Annotated in this window: 24 protein-coding genes; 6 read left to right on the top strand and 18 right to left on the bottom strand. The window is 62.6% G+C overall.

Features of this window, described 5'->3' with window-relative positions; translation table 11 throughout:
- Nucleotides 1–49 precede the first annotated feature (49 nt).
- From M2333_RS01090 to M2333_RS01030, 13 genes are all read right to left on the bottom strand, one after another.
- On the bottom strand, nt 50–187 hold the full coding sequence (locus tag M2333_RS01090) for a benenodin family lasso peptide (protein WP_264610573.1): 138 nt from the start codon (nt 185–187) through the stop codon (nt 50–52).
- Between the two features lie 329 nt (nt 188–516).
- A complete protein-coding gene (locus tag M2333_RS01085) occupies nt 517–732 on the bottom strand; it encodes a DUF2274 domain-containing protein (protein WP_264610572.1) in 216 nt (71 codons plus the stop codon).
- The gene (locus M2333_RS01080) at nt 729–1991 is read right to left on the bottom strand and encodes a TrbI/VirB10 family protein (RefSeq protein ID WP_413716466.1); all 1263 of its coding nucleotides are present in this window, start codon (nt 1989–1991) and stop codon (nt 729–731) included. Before M2333_RS01080 ends, M2333_RS01085 begins: the two co-directional genes overlap by 4 nt.
- Nucleotides 1988–2902 carry a P-type conjugative transfer protein TrbG gene (trbG, locus tag M2333_RS01075; protein ID WP_413716465.1) on the bottom strand — a complete coding sequence of 305 codons (915 nt, stop codon included), beginning with the start codon at nt 2900–2902 and terminating at the stop codon, nt 1988–1990. Before trbG ends, M2333_RS01080 begins: the two co-directional genes overlap by 4 nt.
- Nucleotides 2899–3582, bottom strand: coding sequence for a conjugal transfer protein TrbF (trbF, locus tag M2333_RS01070; RefSeq protein ID WP_264610571.1), 684 nt, complete (start codon nt 3580–3582; stop codon nt 2899–2901). The genes trbG and trbF overlap by 4 nt, the downstream gene beginning before the upstream one ends.
- Before the next feature lie 20 nt (nt 3583–3602).
- A complete protein-coding gene (gene trbL, locus M2333_RS01065; protein ID WP_264610570.1) occupies nt 3603–4979 on the bottom strand; it encodes a P-type conjugative transfer protein TrbL in 1377 nt (458 codons plus the stop codon).
- Nucleotides 4976–5224, bottom strand: a complete 249-nt coding sequence (trbK-alt, locus tag M2333_RS01060) for a putative entry exclusion protein TrbK-alt (protein ID WP_264610569.1) — start codon at nt 5222–5224, stop codon at nt 4976–4978. The genes trbL and trbK-alt overlap by 4 nt, the downstream gene beginning before the upstream one ends.
- Before the next feature lies 1 nt (nt 5225).
- Entirely contained in the window at nt 5226–5945 is a 720-nt protein-coding gene (trbJ, locus tag M2333_RS01055; protein ID WP_264610568.1) for a P-type conjugative transfer protein TrbJ, read from the bottom strand.
- On the bottom strand, nt 5942–8425 hold the full coding sequence (gene trbE, locus M2333_RS01050; protein WP_264610567.1) for a conjugal transfer protein TrbE: 2484 nt from the start codon (nt 8423–8425) through the stop codon (nt 5942–5944). Before trbE ends, trbJ begins: the two co-directional genes overlap by 4 nt.
- Nucleotides 8422–8694: a VirB3 family type IV secretion system protein gene (locus M2333_RS01045; RefSeq protein WP_264610566.1), complete on the bottom strand. Its 273-nt coding sequence runs from the start codon at nt 8692–8694 to the stop codon at nt 8422–8424. The genes trbE and M2333_RS01045 overlap by 4 nt, the downstream gene beginning before the upstream one ends.
- The gene (locus M2333_RS01040; protein WP_264610565.1) at nt 8694–9026 is read right to left on the bottom strand and encodes a TrbC/VirB2 family protein; all 333 of its coding nucleotides are present in this window, start codon (nt 9024–9026) and stop codon (nt 8694–8696) included. Before M2333_RS01040 ends, M2333_RS01045 begins: the two co-directional genes overlap by 1 nt.
- Nucleotides 9023–10006: a P-type conjugative transfer ATPase TrbB gene (gene trbB, locus M2333_RS01035; protein WP_264610564.1), complete on the bottom strand. Its 984-nt coding sequence runs from the start codon at nt 10004–10006 to the stop codon at nt 9023–9025. Before trbB ends, M2333_RS01040 begins: the two co-directional genes overlap by 4 nt.
- Nucleotides 10007–10232: 226 nt before the next feature.
- Nucleotides 10233–10415 carry a hypothetical protein gene (locus M2333_RS01030; RefSeq protein WP_264610563.1) on the bottom strand — a complete coding sequence of 61 codons (183 nt, stop codon included), beginning with the start codon at nt 10413–10415 and terminating at the stop codon, nt 10233–10235.
- A gap of 94 nt (nt 10416–10509) precedes the next feature.
- Between M2333_RS01030 and M2333_RS01025 the strand changes: the two genes are divergently transcribed.
- Nucleotides 10510–11439, top strand: a complete 930-nt coding sequence (locus M2333_RS01025; protein ID WP_264610562.1) for a nucleotidyltransferase and HEPN domain-containing protein — start codon at nt 10510–10512, stop codon at nt 11437–11439.
- On the opposite strand, the gene M2333_RS01020 is transcribed toward M2333_RS01025, so the two are convergent.
- Complete coding sequence (locus M2333_RS01020; RefSeq protein WP_264610561.1) at nt 11440–11604, bottom strand: DUF6771 family protein; 165 nt, start codon at nt 11602–11604, stop codon at nt 11440–11442.
- 309 nt (nt 11605–11913) lie between these two features.
- On the opposite strand from M2333_RS01020, the gene M2333_RS01015 reads away from it, so the two are divergent.
- The 3 genes from M2333_RS01015 (at nt 11914) to M2333_RS01005 (ending at nt 12975) form a co-directional block, all read left to right on the top strand.
- Complete coding sequence (locus tag M2333_RS01015) at nt 11914–12255, top strand: hypothetical protein (protein WP_264610560.1); 342 nt, start codon at nt 11914–11916, stop codon at nt 12253–12255.
- Nucleotides 12255–12632 (top strand): hypothetical protein, encoded by a 378-nt coding sequence (locus M2333_RS01010; protein ID WP_264610559.1) that lies wholly within the window; start codon nt 12255–12257, stop codon nt 12630–12632. The genes M2333_RS01015 and M2333_RS01010 overlap by 1 nt, the downstream gene beginning before the upstream one ends.
- A gap of 70 nt (nt 12633–12702) precedes the next feature.
- Nucleotides 12703–12975: a hypothetical protein gene (locus tag M2333_RS01005; RefSeq protein WP_264610558.1), complete on the top strand. Its 273-nt coding sequence runs from the start codon at nt 12703–12705 to the stop codon at nt 12973–12975.
- A gap of 62 nt (nt 12976–13037) precedes the next feature.
- Here M2333_RS01005 and M2333_RS01000 read toward each other — a convergent pair whose 3' ends face one another.
- The gene (locus M2333_RS01000; RefSeq protein ID WP_264610557.1) at nt 13038–13817 is read right to left on the bottom strand and encodes an NAD(P)H-dependent oxidoreductase; all 780 of its coding nucleotides are present in this window, start codon (nt 13815–13817) and stop codon (nt 13038–13040) included.
- 96 nt (nt 13818–13913) lie between these two features.
- Here M2333_RS01000 and M2333_RS00995 point away from each other — a divergent pair, with 96 nt between their 5' ends.
- Nucleotides 13914–14846: a LysR family transcriptional regulator gene (locus tag M2333_RS00995; RefSeq protein WP_264610556.1), complete on the top strand. Its 933-nt coding sequence runs from the start codon at nt 13914–13916 to the stop codon at nt 14844–14846.
- 22 nt (nt 14847–14868) lie between these two features.
- Nucleotides 14869–15102, top strand: coding sequence for a VOC family protein (locus tag M2333_RS00990; protein ID WP_264610555.1), 234 nt, complete (start codon nt 14869–14871; stop codon nt 15100–15102).
- 76 nt (nt 15103–15178) lie between these two features.
- Here M2333_RS00990 and M2333_RS00985 read toward each other — a convergent pair whose 3' ends face one another.
- The 3 genes from M2333_RS00985 to M2333_RS00975 all read right to left on the bottom strand — a co-directional run bounded on the left by M2333_RS00985 (nt 15179) and on the right by M2333_RS00975 (nt 17213).
- On the bottom strand, nt 15179–15841 hold the full coding sequence (locus M2333_RS00985; RefSeq protein WP_264610554.1) for a hypothetical protein: 663 nt from the start codon (nt 15839–15841) through the stop codon (nt 15179–15181).
- A 124-nt stretch (nt 15842–15965) separates the two neighbouring features.
- Nucleotides 15966–16532 (bottom strand): alpha-ketoglutarate-dependent dioxygenase AlkB, encoded by a 567-nt coding sequence (locus M2333_RS00980; protein WP_264610553.1) that lies wholly within the window; start codon nt 16530–16532, stop codon nt 15966–15968.
- A gap of 417 nt (nt 16533–16949) precedes the next feature.
- Nucleotides 16950–17213 (bottom strand): DksA/TraR family C4-type zinc finger protein, encoded by a 264-nt coding sequence (locus M2333_RS00975; protein ID WP_264610552.1) that lies wholly within the window; start codon nt 17211–17213, stop codon nt 16950–16952.
- Between the last annotated feature and the right edge of the window lie 57 nt (nt 17214–17270).

Raw genomic sequence — 17270 nt, 5'->3', positions numbered from 1 at the left:
CGGCGGGCAGAGAAGAAAAGGGCGTGCGATCAATCGCACGCCCCTTCCGTCAGTCCTGCGCAATGCCGATGAGGAACTGCAGTTGGCCGCCGCCGACATCCTGCTCGATCCTCGCCTCGCCCTTCGTTTCCAAGGACGCAATGCCGAGATCGATGAGGTCCTCAACGTGGATATCATGGTTGTTCATGACGCTCTCCATTTTGACAGATCGCGACTCAAATCGTCGCGTAATCGAAGGTCACAGAGCGTCAGAAACAATACCATTTTATAATCGGATTATAATCGGATTATAATCGTGAACCCAATCCACAGCATTGCGTAACAGGATATTGTGACCGAGCATTGAGACCGTGCGAATAGGGAGCACGCGCTGACACCTTTAGCTTGAGCCTGGACATACGCGTCAGCAACCCGGTCACGCATCTGAGGATTTTTCTCCCCAGAACGATTGCAAAGTGCCGCCATTACATTGCAGGATCAAGCATAACTCATTCCTGAAGCGGCTCGCCTGATCGCTCAGCGCTTCTTGCGGGCAAAACCGCGATCGCTCGCCATGAACCGCTCAAGCATCGGCGCGACCAGCCGCTCAGGCGGATGGGGTTCGGCAAGGTCCGTTTCGGCCGCGTGGAGACGGGCATAAGCCAGAAGGTCACGATGGACCTGCGCTGGCAGTTCAATGCTGAGTTTCACCGGCTTGTCATCGTCGATCGGTCCAAGGCGCAGCCTGCTCACCGGCGGTCTCCCGGCATGATAGGGTCAAGAACAAGGTCGCGGGTCACGATCACCCGCAGCACATGGCCTGGCCGCACGGTGAGCGTGGGCGGAACGCTGAGCTCACGCTGCACGACCTGGCGACCGGTCTGGCTGATGCTATCCTGTGTGCCGGTCCGCACGGCTCGCACAAGAGCGTCATCGCTGCCGACGGCCAGTTCGGTGCCGATCCCGAGCAGGGACGAGACCAGGGCAGCTTTCAACATATTGCCCCAATGATAGTTGGCCCCGTCATGAAGGCCTGCCCTGCCCGCGGCATCGGCGCCAGGCTGACGATCTAGGAGGATCGAGCGTCCGCTCGGCAGGATCAGCCGGTCCCAGGCGAGAAGCACCCGGCTCTGTCCGGCCGAAATGTCGCTGTCATAGGCACCGACCAAGCGGGAACCTTGCGGTATCAGCAGAACGCGGCCGGTCGGACTGTCATAGACATTCTGGGTCACCTGCGCGGTGATTTGACCCGGCAAATCAGACTGGATGCCGGTGAGCAGCGCAGCAGGGATGATGCTCCCGGCCTGTACGATGTTAGGCGAAATCGGCGGAGCGATGCGCTCAGCCGAAACGAAGGTGCGATCTGCGGGACCGTTGAGGAAGCTACCTTTTCCACTTGGCGCCTGCGCTGTCGCGAGGGGGTCAGTCGATGACAGCAATGCTGGCATGATCGCCTGTTGATCCTCCTTGCTGCTCGCGGCGTTCTTCAGGAAGAGCTGGCTGGCGCGCGCGGATTCGCGTTCCTGCATCGCGCGCTGATGTGCCTGCTGGGCCTGGGTGACAAGCGGGTCGCTGCCCGGCGGGAGCGACGCGCTGATCGGCGGCACCGGCACTGGGTTGCCGTTCTGCTGAGCCCTAAGAATCGGGCGGCCGAGATCGCCAGGCATTGGCGGACCGAGCTTGGGGACCTGCGAATAGTCCTTGGGCGCGCCGGTCACAGTATCGGCGCGGTTGCGGCCGTCGGTATCGACAAGGTTTAGGTGGGCCACCTTCTGCGCTGGCCGTAGCGCGTAGACGAGGGCGCCGCCGATCGAAAGACAAGCGGCAGCCCCAAGCCCTGCCAGTGCCTTGCGCGACAAACGCATGACCCGGGGCGGTGCCCTACGCAGACTGAATGCAGCGGGATCTGCAGTGAGCGGCAACGTCATGGCCGCAACATTCCCATCCTCGTTCGCCGCGTCGGGATCTGGCCTGTCGAACGGACCTGTGCGGCCCTGTTCGACCGCGCTCATGACTGCCTCTTGCCGCGCGCGGCGAGACGTTCGATGCTGACGCGCACAGCGCGGCGCCCCGAGACGAGCCGCAGCTCGGCTGTGGCGAACAGCCGGTCGACGATCATATAGCGGCCAGCAACGCGATAGTTGACGAGTTCGGCCTCACCGCTTTCGCCGATCACGAACAGAGGTGGCATGTCGCTGCGCGCGACGCCCTCGGCGAACTCGATAAACACCTGGCGGCCATCGTCGAAAATGCGCATAGGCCGCCAGTCGGGCCGGTCACCGCCGAGCCGATAGCGAAAATCGAGCGATGTGACGTCAAGGCCGGACGCTAGCGGCGCGACGCGGTCGCGCTCGGCTTCGGCGGCACGCAATGCGATCAGCGCATCCTGCGGATAGGTCCAGGAGATGGCCGCCATATACGTGGCCGCCGTGGCGTGCAGCTCGAGATGATAGGTGCGCCGATCAGTGTTGATCACGAGGTTGGTGGCGATGTCGGCCCGGGTGGGCTTCACCAGGATATGGACCCGTCGCGCCGCGCCGCTGCCGCTCACCGTGTCGCCGATGATCCAGCGCACGGTATCGCCGGCTGCGACTGGCCCTGGCCCCACCAGTTGCTCCCCCTCCTGAAGCACGATGTCCGTGATCTGGCCGGGGGCGGTGTAGATTTGGAAAAGAGCGCCCTCGGCCCATGGATATTGCTGGATCGCATTCTGGTAGCCGGCATGATCGGGCTGGACCCGCGCGGCATCATTGGCCCGGCCGACCCGCTGGCGGGCACTGGCCGGTTCGGCCATTTGACCGGACGCGCCGGAAGGCGAGGGCGCGGGCTTTCCCTTGGCATCGCTGATAAGCGGAGCGGCAAGCCAGGCGGCGGATGCGAGGATCGGAGAGAAGCGCCGAAGGGCACGCATAGTCAGGGTCATTGGCTCAGTTCCTTCGACCAGTTTAGGGCGTTCACGAACAGACCGAGCGGATTCTTCCGCAAAGCTTCGGGACTGCGCGGTGTCTGGATCGTGACGGTGAGGATCGCTGACCAGCGCGAGGTTTCGGCGAGCGCGCCATCAACATAACGCCGCTCGGTCCAAGCGATCCGGAAACTGTCGTTGGAGGCGCGGATCACGCTCGAGACGTCGACGGCGACCTGCGTCTTGCCGACTTGCGCAAAGGGGTCGTTATTGCGGGCATAATCATTGAGCGCCAGCGCGCCCTTGTCTGTGGTAAAGTCATAGGCGCGCAGCCAGTTCTCACGCAGCACGATCGCGTCTGCGGGAACTGCCCGTACCTGTTCGATGAAGCGGGCCAAATGGAATGCGATCTGGGGATCGGTCGGGCGATAGTCGGCATCGGCGGGCGCAACGGCCTGGGCAGCGCCGAGCTTATCGACCTCGACCACCCAGGGAATGATCGTGCCACGCGCGGACTGCCACACCAGACCGACCGTCAATCCGCCCGACAAAGCCAGGCAACCGAAGAAAGCGAGCCGCCAGTTCTTAGCTGCGACGCGGGCGGAGCCAATGCGATCGTCCCAAACCTGGGCGGCACGTTGATAGGGGGTGATGGGTTCGGGCGATTGCCCGTAGTGGATGGAGGGACGACGGAACATGGGCAGTCCTTTCGGAATAATCAGCTCTTGTCAGTGATGTCGGGTCCAGCGCCAGCGCCGTGGCTATCGCCGCCTTTGAGCGTATGCGCGGTCAGGTTCACGCCGTGGGTAATGGTCCGGCGGCGCTTCATCGTTTTGGCCCAGCTGGGCTGGCCACTGGCCGCTGAGACCGCGCTTTGGGCGGTCGACCCCGCGGACGAGGACGCTTCGCCATCAGCACCTTGCGGTTCGACCCCGAAGCCGGAGCGAGCGCCAGCGTGGAAATTTGTGCGTAAATCCTCGCGCACCTTATCTGCTGCCTTGCGCAGGGGCGACGTGGCGGCAGCAGCCGTGCCGGCTGCCGCATTTTGCCCTGCAGAAGCCGTGCCGCCGAAAATAGCGCCGGCGCCGCTTCTACCAAGGGAGCCCATGCTGTAGGCGGACGTCGAGGAACCAGCGGCGCGCGCACCAGCACGCGCCGTGGCTGCGCCGGCCCTGCCCCCGGCCGACACGGCAGAACCGATGGCGCCAGTTGCAAGTCTGGCGCCGGCTGCGCCGCCCGCAAGCGTGGCGCCTGCCATGAGGGCCGTGCCGGCAGCAGCGCCGGCACCGAGCTGGGGACCGCCTGCGACAATGCCATTGGCGATGCCGGGACCGAAAATGCCGAGGCCGAGCAGCGTGAGCGCCGCAAGCGCGATTGCCATCACCTGTTTGACGTCGGGTTCGGCGCCGAACCCGGCGTCTGTGAACTGGGCGAATAAGGTGGTGCCGATGCCGGTGATGACGGCGAGAACCAGCACCTTGATGCCAGAAGAAACGATGTGGCCAAGCACCTTCTCGGCCATGAACGCCGTACGATTGAAAAAGGCGAAGGGCAGCAAGACGAAGCCGGCCAGCGTCACCAGCTTGAACTCGATGATAGTGACCAAGACCTGGATGGCGAGCACGAAGAAGGCCATCACGATGATTGCCCAGGCGAGGAGCAGGACGAAAATCTGGGGAAAATTGGCGAAGAGGCCGATCGGTCCCAATAGGTCCTCGGTTGCGTCGAGCAGGGGCTGAGCAGCGGTGAGGCCGGTTGCGGCCACGGTGCCGGGCTTCATGAACTCGGCAAGCGCCATACTGCCCCCCGACACCTTGAGACCGAGGCCGGCGAAGCTGTCGAACAGGATCGTGGCGAGGCTTGAGAAATTGCCGATGATGTAAGCGAAGACGCCAATATAGAGGGTCTTCTTGATAAGCCGCTGGAGCACATCCTCATCGGCGCCCCAGGCCCAAAATAGGGCCGCAAGTGTGACATCGATCACAATCAAGGTCGATGAAAGGAACCCGATCTCGCCACCTAAGAGGCCGAACCCGCTGTCGATGTAACCGGTAAAGACAGCGAGGAAGGTATCAATGATGCCCGTGTCGTTCATTGCCGGTCTTTTTTGCCGAAGAAGCGGCGGCGCTTTTCCTCCCAAGCGGCCTCGCAGCCGCTATTCGGCGTGGTCATAGTGCGGCAGCGGCGAAGATCGGCCTCCGGCGGGTGGGCGTGACGTTCGTCTTCCGGGACTATTCCGGTTCGGGTCGGGGGTTCGCTGCGGAATGCGATACCGATGGTCAGCGCCACCGACAGTCCGCCAAGCATAGCGGCGGCTGCGATCTTCGCCGTGCGGCTCATCCTAGTTCTTGCCCCGGAAGCGCCGGAACCGCTCGCGTGCCTCGGCTTCGATGGCAGCTCTGCCCGCCGCGTCAAGCGCCTGGGCACGGCCTTGGGCGGCTATAGCTGCTGTCAGGTCGGCAAGTTGCTGCGACTGAAGCGCGAGGAGCTGGTTTCCCGCCTGGGCCGCCTGCAACGCGCCGCTCGCCGACTGGCTGGCGCCGACCAGCGTATCGATCGCGCCGCGCGTACCGCCAAGATTGCCGACCACGCCGGCCTGAACGCGCAGCGTATCTTCGAGCGCGCCGACGCTATCCTCCCAGCGCGCCTTGGCGTTGGCCACCATCTGGGTGTGGGGGCCGGTGAGCGCCGTACCCTTGTAACGGCCCTCAAAGGCCCCCTGAATGCTTTGCACGTCATAAGCGATGCGCTGGGCCTGCCCGAGCAATTGCCGGGTATGGTCGACCTGGGCCTGCAGGGTGGAGAGAGCCGAGACCGGCAGGCTTGCGAGATTCTTCGCCTCGTTGATGAGGCTGGTCGCTGCCTGCTGGATCTGCTTGATCTGGTTGTTGACCTGTTGCAGCGCGCGGGCCGCCTGCAACACGTTTGAGGCATAGTTGGTCGGATCATAGACGATTCCGCCGAACTGGGCCTGGGCTGGTGCAACGACCGTCACGGACCCGCCTAGCATCGAGACAAGAGCCGAGGTCAGCAAGGCTCGGCGAATTGCACTGTTCTTCATGAGCTCACTCCTTGGGGGCGCGGCAACGGCACGTCGTCGCGGACGATGGACCTCAGCGGATCGGGGTTGGGCAGCAGATCTGCGGCCCAGTCGAGATCACATGAGCGCAGCCAATGAGCGGCAAAGCCGGCGCTGCCATGGGCAGCGACCAGCTCACCAATGCGCCGCTGGTCGGCTTTCGAGGAGGCCGCTGCGAAGGCGAGCGCAACTTCGCCCAGTCCGAGTTCGAACAGGCGGTTGCCGCGCCGCGACTGGCAATAATAATCGCGCTTTGGCGTCGCCCGGCTTAGAATCTCGATCTGGCGGGCGTTGAGCCCGAAGCGCGCATAGATGGCAGCGATCTGCGGTTCGGCCGCGCGTTCGTTGGGCAGGAAGATGCGGGTTGGGCAGCCTTCGATAATGGCCGACGCGATGGGCGAGGTTTCGATATCGGCCAGGCTCTGGGTCGCGAAAATGACGCTCGCGTTCTTCTTGCGCAGCGTTTTGAGCCATTCGCGCAGTTGCGCAGCGAAGGCTGGGCTGTCGAGCACCAGCCAGCCCTCGTCGATGATGATGAGGGTTGGCCGCCCACCGAGGCGCCCTTCGATCCGATGGAAAAGATAGGAGAGCACGGCCGCCGCCGCGGCCGCGCCGACCAATCCTTCTGTCTCGAACGTCTGGAAATCGGCGCCACCGAGATGCTCGCTTTCGGCGTCAAGGAGCCGGCCCCAGGGGCCGCCCATGCAATAAGGCGCCAGGCCCTGCTTCAGGCCCTGATTTTGCAGAAGCACCGCCAGGCCCGTCATTGTGCGTTCCGACATTGGCGCGGAGGCCAGCGACCCCAATGCGTCCCAAAGATGCTCCTTGGCGGCGGGATCGACCACAATCCCCTCGCTCCCCAATATGGCCGCCAGCCACTGGGCAGCCCATGCCCGTTCGCTCGCCTCATCGATCCGGCCGAGTGGCTGCAGCGCAACGCCACCCTCCCCGCCTCGGACGTCGAGCGCGCCGCCTAGATCCTGCCAGTCGCCGCCACAGGCCATGGTGGCGGCACGGATGGAGCCACCAAAATCAAAGGCGAAGATCTGGCTGCCCGCATAGCGCCGGAACTGCATCGCCACGAGGGCGAGCAGCACCGACTTGCCGGCGCCGGTCGGACCCACAATCAATGTGTGGCCGACATCGCCGACGTGGAGATTAAGGCGGAACGGGGTCGAGCCTTCGGTCTTGCCGAAAAGCAAGGGGGGAGCACCGAAATGCTCGTCCCGTTCCGCCCCCGCCCACACCGCTGAGAGGGGAATCAGGTGGGCGAGATTGAGCGTGGAAATGGGCGGCTGACGGACATTGGCGTAAACATGACCGGGCAGAGAGCCGAGCCAGGCTTCGAGCGCGTTCATGCCCTCGATTGTGCAGGTGAAATCGCGGCCTTGGATGACTTTCTCGACGAGGCGCAGTTTCTCGGCCGCCAATGCGGGATCGCGGTCCCATACGGTGACGGTCGCTGTAACATAGGCGATGCCGGCATGATCGGCGCCCAGCTCCTGAAGCGCCAAGTCGGCGTCTGCAGCCTTGTTCGAAGCGTCCGAATCGGTCAGCGCGGATGCCTCGTTGGTCATCACTTCCTTGAGAATCGCCGCGACGGATTTGCGCTTGGCGAACCACTGTCGACGGATCTTCGAGAGCAGTTTGGTGGCGTCTGTCTTGTCCATCATGATCGCGCGGGTAGACCAGCGATAGCCGAAGGCCTGGGCATTGAGTTCGTCGAGCAGACCGGGAAAGGTCTCAGTCGGAAAGCCGGTAATGGTGAGCGTGCGCAGATGATGCGCGCCGAGCTGCGGTTCGAGGCCGCCGGTCAGCCCTTCGTCGGCAAGCAGCGCATCGAGATAGCAGGGCGTCTCCGGCACGCGCACGCGGTGACGCTTGGTTGACACGCAACTATGGAGATAAGTGAGCGTCTCGCGATCATCGAGCCAGGCCGCCTCGGGCACGAAGCCATCGATCAAATGCAAGAGTCGGTCGGTGCGATCGCGGAAGCCCGCGACCCACTCGCGGGGATCGACACCACTGCTGCTACGCCCCTCAAAGAGCCAGGCTTCTGCGCGTGCCGCATCCTGAGGGGGCGGCATCCAGAGCAGGGTCAAAAAATAGAGGCTCTCGAAATGTGCCCCCTCCTCGCGAAACTGTTCACGCCGTTCCATGTCGACCAGTGCCGAGACGGCATCGGGAAATTCGCTGTCGGGATAGTCCTGCGCGGGCACGCGCTGCGCTTCGACGAATATGGCCCAGCCCGATCCCAACCGGCGCAGCGCATTGTTGAGCCGCGCCGTGACCGCGACCAGTTCTGAAGGCGTTGCGCTGTCGAGATCGGGACCGCGAAAGCGTGCGGTGCGCTGGAACGACCCGTCCTTGTTAAGCACCACGCCCGGCGCCACCAGCGCGACCCAGGGCAGGAAGTCCGCCAGACAAGCGGCTTTCAAGCGATACTCGGCAAGGTAGATCATGGCCGCATCCAGACCGGGTATTTGAGGTGACGACGGGCGACGTCGACGAACTGAGGATCGCGCCGAGCGGCCCACACCGAGAGGGCGTGACCGATCGCCCAGAGCGCGAGGCCTGCGATCCAGAGCCGCAAGCCAAGTCCCAAGGCTCCTGCGAGCGTGCCGTTGAGGATGGCGAGACTGCGCGGTGCGCCGCCAAGCAGGATCGGTTCACTCAGCGCGCGATGCACCGGCGCATAAAAGCCTGCGACGTCTTCCTGCGCACCCTGCATCACACCAGCGCTCCGCCGCCAAAAGAGAAGAAGGACAGGAAGAAGGAGGAAGCGGCGAAGGCGATCGACAGGCCGAATACGATCTGGATGAGCCGCCGGAAGCCACCCGAGGTATCGCCGAAGGCGAGACTGAGGCCAGTGACGATGATGATGATCACTGCGACGATCTTGGCAACCGGCCCTTCAATCGATTCCAGGATCGACTGAAGCGGCGCTTCCCAGGGCATGGAAGAGCCACCAGCATGCGCGGGCGCGGCTGTCATCGCTGTAACGAAAGCGGTGGTCGCGAGAAGCGCGGCGTGTTGCGCGCCACGCCGAACGGCATGGTTCATCGGATGTCTCCTTGTGAAACAGAGGGGGCAATGAGGCGATAGTCACCGGAGACGGGATCGAGCCCGTCGACACGGGCAAGCTCGGCGAGGCGTCGCCCGTGACCATCACGGACGAGCACCGCGACGAGATCGATGGTCTCGGCGATGAGGGCGCGGGGCACAGTGACCACCGCTTCCTGGATTAGCTGTTCCATGCGGCGGAGTGCGCCGATGGCACTGCCGGCGTGAATGGTGCCGACGCCGCCGGGATGACCGGTCCCCCAGGCCTTGAGGAGATCGAGCGCCTCGGCGCCGCGCACCTCGCCAATCGGGATACGGTCGGGGCGCAAACGCAGCGAGGAGCGCACGAGATCGCAAAGCGAGGCGACGCCTTCCCGGGTGCGCATGGCGACGAGATTGGGCGCGGCGCATTGCAGCTCGCGCGTGTCCTCGATCAGCACCACCCGATCGCCCGACCGCGCCACTTCGGCGAGCAATGCATTGGTGAGCGTGGTCTTGCCTGTGCCGGTGCCGCCGGCCACCAGGATGTTCAGCCGATCGGCGACGGCACAGCGGAGGATTTCGGCCTCGCCGGCCGACATCACGCCCGCCGCGACATAATCCGCCAGCGCGAACACGGCGACCGCAGGCTTGCGGATGGCAAAGGCCGGCGCGGCAACCACGGGCGGCAACAGGCCTTCGAAGCGCTCGCCGCCATCGGGCAGCTCGGCCGAGACGCGCGGGCTTCGGGCATGGACTTCGGTGCCGACATGATGGGCAACCAGGCGGATAATGCGTTCGCCATCCGCAGGTGACAGACGTTCGCCGCTATCGGAAATCCCCTCCCCCAACCGCTCGATCCAGAGCCGTCCGTCCGGGTTGAGCATTACCTCGATCACGCTTGGATCGGCAAGCCAGCCGGCGATTGCAGCGCCAAGCGCCGTGCGCAGCATGCGTGCGCCGCGGGCTTGTGCTTGCGATCGATTGGGCTCGGCGTTCATGTCATCCCCATGCGGAGCGCCGGAGAGTTACGCCGGCGCGATGGGGATGATTAAGAGAGGCAGAAAACGGCCATGTTCAACAAGGATTTGTGGCGATCGCACTCTGGCGAAGGAAGACAGGCGATAGCGTAGCGCGCCACCTCATCCTGGCCGTAACCGAGCCGCTCTGATCAATGATAGCGGCGCGCTATCTCCCGCGAATCAATCCCACTCAAGGGCCCGAAAATCAGCGTAGCGCTCGATGGTGGACCCAGCCCTTATAGGTGAGAAGCAGATCGTCCGCGTCGGTCTTGGCGGTCCCGGCCACCGCTCGGGGGATCGCCGGTAGCGCGGCGGCGATGGCAGGATGGCTTGCCCACGGCGCCACGTCCTTGAGCATATAGCGGTCGATCACGCGGGTCGCCTTCACGCCCGCCAATCTTCCGCTCGTTGGGCAACGTCAAAGCGGCGCCCAAGGTGATCTCTTGCCAAGGACGGGCCGAACCGACAGGGTAATCCAGACCATGCGCACTGACCTTGATCATCTCCCTGCGAACAAGCGGCGCGAACTCGAACGGGTGGTGCAGATCATCTTCGAGGAGTTTGGCGATGCGATAGCGCTCGCCAAACATGAGTGGAAGAAGAAGGGCCGGATCGAGAAGGTCATCCTTTACGGCAGTTATGCGCGCGGCGGCTGGGTCGATGAGCCCCATACTGCCAAGGGCTATCGTTCGGACTTCGATCTTCTCATCATCGTCAACGACAAGCGCCTCACTGATCGTGTGAGTTATTGGCTCAAACTCGAAGACCGGCTCAATCGCGAGTTGGGCATCACGCAGACCCTGCACACCCCGGTCAACTTCATCGTCCATACCCTGCAGGAGGTGAATGATGGCCTCGCCCATGGCCGCTACTTCTTCATGGATATCGCCAGGGATGGCATCGCTCTCTACCAGTGCGACGACCGCGCCCTTCATACGCCCAAGCCCAAGACGCCCGAGCAAGCGCTCGCCATGGCGCAGGAGTATTTTGAGGATTGGTTGCCCAGCGCGCAGAGCTTTATGCGGGGCTTTCGTCATGCGGTAGACGACAATGATTTCAAGAAGGCGGCTTTCGATCTCCACCAGGCGACCGAAAGGCTATACCACTGTGTCCTGCTGGTGGTGACGTTCTACACGCCGCATGTTCACAATATCGGGTTTCTGCGTACGCAGGCCGAGCGGCTCGACCTTCGGCTGGTCCATGTCTGGCCGGGCGACACGCATAAGCAGCGCGCAATGTTCGAGAAGCTCAAGGAAGCCTATGTGAAGGCGCGCTACTCCAAGCACTACCGGATCAGCGCCGACGAGCTCGCCTGGCTCGGCACGCAGGTCGAGGAATTGGGCCGGGTCGTCCACAACATCTGCGCGGAGCGGATTACCGAACTCAAAAAGCTCTCCGGCACACAGCTCTGATCAGTCTGGTTTTGCCACGTGCATGGCGTTCAGCATCATCGCCGTCAGCGCATCTTCGGCCCGCTCGCGAATGGTGCTATCCTTGGCATTGAGGTCACGGCGAACCCACTCGGGCAATCGTGCGATGATCTCTGAGATCTCCTGCTTCAGGGGGGCATCCATCATCGCCCTCTGCCAGCCACAGCAATAGCTGCAAGCGTTTCTTTCGCCATCCTCTCATCCTGGCTCGTGTCAGAACAGCGATCACTTCCAATGGTTCTGAGGCTGCTCAGCGGTACATGACAAAAGCGGCTCGGCCTACGACACGCTTCCAAACAAGAGCATGCGCTCGAGAATATATTCAAATCGCTCAGTAGCATGCGGCCGAGCGCGGTCCATTTGCGCTGACTTGAGCTCCACGAGCCGATGTTCAGGAAATGAACAGCCGAACACATGTTATCTGCAATAATCGTTCGTATAGAGGGACAGCTTTCAATGAGAAAACTGGAACACTGCGTCGCCACCATCATGATATCATTCTTGATGGCGTTGCCGGCCGCTGCCCAATATGCGCCCGTTGATCCCATGCCCATGGGACAGACTTCGACAAGCACGATGGCGAACAAGCTCTCCGGGGAGATCGCCGGTGGTCGAAAGAGCGGGGCCAACGTTTCAAGCAGGTGCTTTGCAAATTCGGGTCCCGGGCCCGAGCGCCGTGCGATGGAGGCCGAGCATGCGCGACGGCTTCGCGCGGACGGTAAACGCAGCGCCGATGCGTGGGTCGAGGAGCATGGCAAACGGTACCGAGCCAAGCTGGTCGCTGAAGGAAAATGCTGATGAGCTCCTCTGGAAAGTTTGGGCTGAGCGTTTTGGGTGCGGGAGCTTTACTGGCAGGCGCGGGGTTGGCTCCTGCCGCGGCTCAGGACTATAACTATGTTCCTGGATGGGCAGACACGCACAATCACCGCTACAAGGGCGGCGGCGAAACCAAGGAGTGGCCAGCGAAAACCGAATTGTTCGCAAAACTCCGTTCACGTGGTCCAGCCGCTCAATGCACACTGGCAAATCTCTCCGAGCCAGACGCCAACGTCATCGTAAATCGATATCGCAGCCAAGTTCGGAAGACGAACGAGCAGACGGCGCTAAGTTGGGCCCATCAGCAAGTCGCAAACCATCATCGATTGCTCGTGCGCCAAGGCAAATGCAGCGAATGAACGGTCGCTAGGCTTCAAATCGCGCGTTCGCGAGCAGAAGTAACAGTCGGCGGGGTGTGAAGGACAAGTCATGTTCGACAGAATGTTTCAGAAAGCCATTGGTATCGCGGCAAGATTGCTGTTCGCGGCCTCCTTGATGATGGTCGTCTGGGGGTGCGTCTATGCGGCCTTTGTTGTCACCAACTTTGGAGCAGCTGGACCAACTCTGTTAGAGCAGGCGGGATGGCTCGGTGCTTCACTCAGCGTCCTCCAATCATCCTTCGTTCCAGCAGCTCAACTGTTTTGCGGTTCCGTTATCATCCACTACCTCGAACTCTGGATGGCTCAACGCGAGGGTTCGTAATGCCCATCGCACCCCAGTTTCGACTGCCTGCTTGAGGCCTCGCAAGCAAGGCAGGCAACCCGCTATCGCCGGTGGAGAGAGAATCCTTTCGCCCCGGGTGCACCCAGCTCAGGCCGCAGTTCAAGGCTGGGAATGAGATAATCACCGCCATTCTGACGGCGAAAGGGTATTGGCACCGTCGTTTCGAGCGTGCGCATCCGCTCTCGCAAGCTTGTGGCCACGAGATCAAAGCCGGCGTCGTCGAGACGGTCGACCCGATAGGTCACAAATGGCGGCAGAACATCATAGCCGGGATAATGAAGAATACCGTGGTTGATCGGAAAAAGAAGATCGTCAATCGGACCGTTTATGCCCCGCGCCGCATAATGTTGTTCCCAGCCGCCGGCCGTCACGATGAGCATAGCGCGCTTGCCGGCGAGCCTCCCCTCCCCGTACCGCTCGCCCCATCGCCGGTCGCTATGCTCACCTACGCCGTAGGCAAAGCCATAGGCATAAACGCGATCGACCCAGCCCTTGAGGATTGCGGGCATGGAGAACCACCAGAGCGGAAACTGGAAGATCAGCACATCGGCCCAGAGGAGCTTCTTCTGTTCGGCCTTCACATCGGCTGTCAACGCATCGGCCGCAAAAGCCTCGCCTGACGCAGCGGGCACTTTTAGGCGCGCATCAGGATCAAGCGCGGCAAAGTCGGCACGATCCACCGGCGACTTCCAGTCCATAGCGTAAAGATCGGATAGTTCGACGCTGTGACCTTGGGCCATGAGCTCTTCGATCGCGACATCGCGCAGGGACGCGTTGAGGGATTGGGGATCGGGATGAGCAAACACGATCAGAACATTCATGGTGCACGCCTGCGGTTGGAGATGAGATCCACCAGCAGCTAGGCTGACACCCTTTATTCCACTAGGCTAGCATTATGCATATGATCTCTCCTAAACATGGATAAATCCGACGTTACGCTTGAGCGGCTTCGCACCTTCGTTCGTGTGGCGGAACGGGGCAGTCTCTCGGCGGTCGCGCGCGAGCAGACCATCGGCCAATCCAGCGTCACGCGGCATCTTCGAGAATTGGAGCAAGCGCTGGGTGTGGTGCTGCTGGCTCGCACGACGCGGCGCGTCACACTTACCGAGGAAGGTAGCCGCTATTACGCACATGCCATTCAGATTTTGCGATTGGTGGAGCAGGCCAACGACGAGGCAAGGAGCACAAGCGAGACGGCCGCCGGCACAATCCGTATATCCTGCACGGCAGCGTTAGGCGTTCGACATCTGAGCCGCCTTATCTTCGCCTTTCAGGATCAGCACCCAGCAATCAGCGTCGACCTTGGCTTGACCGATGAGCGCATCGATCTCGTGCGTGACGGTGTCGATGTCGCAATCAGGCTCGGCCCATTGAGCGACAGTTCGATGAAGCTTCGGTCCCTGGGGCATAGCCAGCGGATTCTCGTAGCTTCGCCTGACTATGTCTCACGGCATGGGCGCCCGGCGTCGCCGGAGGCATTGGCCAACCTCGAGGGCATTCGCATGTCGAATATCGCCGGCAGCGACATGCTGAGTCTGACGGGGCCAGATGGGGCGGTCCAAATGGTGCCAATTGGTGGGCGTCTTCGGGTCGATCACGGCCTTGCGGCTCGGGAGGCCTATCTTGCTAGTCGCGGCATCGGCCCTGCGCATCTTTGGCTTGTCGATGATCTGCTCTCAGAAGGCCACCTCGAGCGGGTTCTGCCGGACTATGCCCTCTCCCCGATTCCACTCAGCATGCTGATTGCCCCTGAGCGCGCGAGCATTGCGCGCGTCAGGCTGCTTGTGGAATTCTTGGCCGAGGCAGTGCTTGATATTCCCGGTGTCGAGCGCTCAGGACGCGAGGTGTAGGCTAGCGTATTGCGCGCGCAATTTGTCCAGTCGCCGCCCCCTGCCGGACGGCCCTCGCGGCGCTGGTGTCCATATCGCGTTCGAAGCCCAAAGCAGAGCTGCGGTCGATGCCTTCTACGCCGCGGCAATCGCACAAGGCGGTCGCGACAATGGCGGGCCGGGTATCAGGCCGCATTACCATCCTGCCTATTATGCAGCGTTCGTGATCGACCCCGATGGGGTCAATGTCGAGGCAGTATGTCAGAAGCCGGAATGACATGGCCTTGCGTCACGTCCGGTAGCTCCACCTGACGGGATAACGCGACGTCGGACCTAACCCAGCGCCCTGTTCTTCAGTGACTGAGCTGGCGCAGGTCCAGAACGACCGGCGGCGCGGCGCGGTCGATGCGCCATCCTCCGTCACGGTAAACCAAATCGACCAGCGCATCGTCCTCCTCCGTGAGCCGCTGATCCAGCCAGGGATAGAGCGCCTTGATCCCCGGCGCCTTCGTCCAGGACGGCACTTCGACCAGGCGGAAGCGATAACGGAGCGTCGCCCGGCGCATCATCGGATCGGCATTCTCGATTTTGACCTCCTGTGGATGGACCTTGCCGTAGCAAATCATCGTTTTGGCCCCACCATAATCCTCTCCACCAGCGCGAATATATTGCTCGCTGCCTGGCGCGGGAGCGTAGCGCAGCGCCGGCCGGGGAGCTACCGCACCCTCAAACGAAGACGAGCCCGCCGGCCGCAGGAGACCAGCGGCCACGAAGGCTTGCGCGCGGCGGCGCTCAACCGGGCTATCGACTGCGACATCCCAGGGCATGGCAAAGAATGGTGCGCAGGCAGGTCGGGTTGCGAGCCAGTCCGCGATGAGCTTGCGCCCATCCGCCGCGCTCGGCGGCGTCGGGTCACCATTCTCGTCGAGGGGAACAGACGCCGATCCGTCGGGTGTGCCCCCTGAACAAGCGGCCAGCAAAAGACAGGCTGCGAACAGCAAAAATGAACGTCTCATCACATCCTCTCAAATTGCTGATGGTGGACGAGGCCGGCTTTCTAAGGGGTCAAAGGCGGGTCCCGGTGCATCGGCTGCAGATTTTCATAACGGACAATTCAGAGCAATCGTGTGGCTAAGCCGTTTAAGCTCTGGCGAGGCTTCGAAATGTTATCGACCACCTCGGGACCTCCATAGGCGCAATGCTGTGCTCCCAATTGTCCCGGGCTTCTCCTGACAGATGATAGATGGAGCGCGGCGGCAGTTCGACCTTCGCCCGCTCGAAGCCGCGATCCGTTCGCCGGCGCAGCCGCAAACTGGCCACGTGTCCCAGCGAGATGCCGACCACATGTTCGAACACCGGTCGGTCCTTGTGCCAACCAATGCCCGCGCCTGGGTCATATCGGATCACCAGCGCCTGAACGAGGGCTTCGGCTGGAAGGCCCGCAACCCTCGCGGCCTGTGTCCTCACTGCGTGGAGCCAGTCTGGCAGCGGGTCAGTGGGCGCGAATTTGCCGGTCTCGAAGTCGTAGCTCCAGCCATAGGACCGCGTCAGGCGCTTGCCTGTCCATTGCTGGAAACGAAACGGACTAAGACCGCTCTCATCGATATCGGCGATCAAGGCGGCCTCTTGCCGCACCGTCAGCATGTCCTCCTTTATGGAGAAGCCGGGAACGACGGGGGCCTCGAAAAACTCGAACATGGCAGTCATTTGGAGCGCCCTCTCCCGCCCTCGGTGCCCCCTGCCCGTCTTAGGATATCACCCACAGGCCGCCCGTCCATGGTGCAGGCGGCCACTACGCGGTCATAGCTTCGCCGCCCTGCCCTGCAGACGAGCATCTTGCCCATGACAAGCCGTTCAAGTCGCCTTTTGGCGTCCGCGCCGCCCGGCTCGCGGAGCTCCGGCGCATAGAAGTCGGCCAGACGAACCTCAATCCAACGGTCAGGTCGCCCAGCAGGACCGACGCACAGCCCATCGCCATCGCCCACATAGCGAACGATCCCAAAAAAGGTCGTGCCCTTGCGCGGCAAGGCCCCTTCGCATGGATCGGCCAGGGCTGGGGTGGCACAGACACAGATGAAAGCCGCGGTCAGGGGACCGATAAAGCGGTACTTCATTTGGCCACCATCAGCGCAACTGACTGTCCTTGCTGCCGCGCCGGTTGATGCCGGAGAATGCGCGGTGCTTGTCGCGGCCAGACTGGCAAGCAACGCATGTCCGCGCGCCGGGAAGAGCCTCGCGGCGTGCCTGCGGGATCGGCTCTCCGCATTCCTCGCATTCGGCGCGGCCTGGTCCCGACGGCATGCGGGCGCGCGCCGTTGCCAGCGCGTCTTTCACACTGTCGTCGATTTGGTCCTGAACGGCGCCGTCCGGCGCCCAGCCATTGGCCATGCGTACTGGTTCCTGCGCAACTGTTGGTTGAGGGTCCGATATAGGAATGCGGCGGGC

The organism is Sphingobium sp. B11D3B, assembly GCF_025961735.1.
Classification (GTDB): domain Bacteria; phylum Pseudomonadota; class Alphaproteobacteria; order Sphingomonadales; family Sphingomonadaceae; genus Sphingobium.
This window is presented reverse-complemented; position numbering and strand designations above follow the sequence as displayed.

Coding starts and splice junctions, on each gene's coding strand:
- M2333_RS00995 (WP_264610556.1), top strand. CDS start 13,914: ATGGATAAATCCGACGTTACGCTTGAGCGGCTTCGCACCTTCGTTCGT.
- trbB (WP_264610564.1), bottom strand. CDS start 10,006: ATGAACGCCGAGCCCAATCGATCGCAAGCACAAGCCCGCGGCGCACGC.
- M2333_RS01015 (WP_264610560.1), top strand. CDS start 11,914: ATGAGAAAACTGGAACACTGCGTCGCCACCATCATGATATCATTCTTG.
- M2333_RS01045 (WP_264610566.1), bottom strand. CDS start 8,694: ATGCAGGGTGCGCAGGAAGACGTCGCAGGCTTTTATGCGCCGGTGCAT.
- M2333_RS01020 (WP_264610561.1), bottom strand. CDS start 11,604: ATGATGGATGCCCCCCTGAAGCAGGAGATCTCAGAGATCATCGCACGA.
- M2333_RS01025 (WP_264610562.1), top strand. CDS start 10,510: ATGCGCACTGACCTTGATCATCTCCCTGCGAACAAGCGGCGCGAACTC.
- trbJ (WP_264610568.1), bottom strand. CDS start 5,945: ATGAAGAACAGTGCAATTCGCCGAGCCTTGCTGACCTCGGCTCTTGTC.
- M2333_RS00975 (WP_264610552.1), bottom strand. CDS start 17,213: ATGGCCAATGGCTGGGCGCCGGACGGCGCCGTTCAGGACCAAATCGAC.
- M2333_RS00985 (WP_264610554.1), bottom strand. CDS start 15,841: ATGAGACGTTCATTTTTGCTGTTCGCAGCCTGTCTTTTGCTGGCCGCT.
- trbF (WP_264610571.1), bottom strand. CDS start 3,582: ATGTTCCGTCGTCCCTCCATCCACTACGGGCAATCGCCCGAACCCATC.
- M2333_RS01005 (WP_264610558.1), top strand. CDS start 12,703: ATGTTCGACAGAATGTTTCAGAAAGCCATTGGTATCGCGGCAAGATTG.
- M2333_RS01040 (WP_264610565.1), bottom strand. CDS start 9,026: ATGAACCATGCCGTTCGGCGTGGCGCGCAACACGCCGCGCTTCTCGCG.
- trbG (WP_413716465.1), bottom strand. CDS start 2,902: ATGACCCTGACTATGCGTGCCCTTCGGCGCTTCTCTCCGATCCTCGCA.
- M2333_RS01010 (WP_264610559.1), top strand. CDS start 12,255: ATGAGCTCCTCTGGAAAGTTTGGGCTGAGCGTTTTGGGTGCGGGAGCT.
- M2333_RS01080 (WP_413716466.1), bottom strand. CDS start 1,991: ATGAGCGCGGTCGAACAGGGCCGCACAGGTCCGTTCGACAGGCCAGAT.
- M2333_RS01000 (WP_264610557.1), bottom strand. CDS start 13,817: ATGAATGTTCTGATCGTGTTTGCTCATCCCGATCCCCAATCCCTCAAC.
- M2333_RS00980 (WP_264610553.1), bottom strand. CDS start 16,532: ATGACTGCCATGTTCGAGTTTTTCGAGGCCCCCGTCGTTCCCGGCTTC.
- M2333_RS01090 (WP_264610573.1), bottom strand. CDS start 187: ATGAACAACCATGATATCCACGTTGAGGACCTCATCGATCTCGGCATT.
- trbK-alt (WP_264610569.1), bottom strand. CDS start 5,224: ATGAGCCGCACGGCGAAGATCGCAGCCGCCGCTATGCTTGGCGGACTG.
- trbE (WP_264610567.1), bottom strand. CDS start 8,425: ATGATCTACCTTGCCGAGTATCGCTTGAAAGCCGCTTGTCTGGCGGAC.
- trbL (WP_264610570.1), bottom strand. CDS start 4,979: ATGAACGACACGGGCATCATTGATACCTTCCTCGCTGTCTTTACCGGT.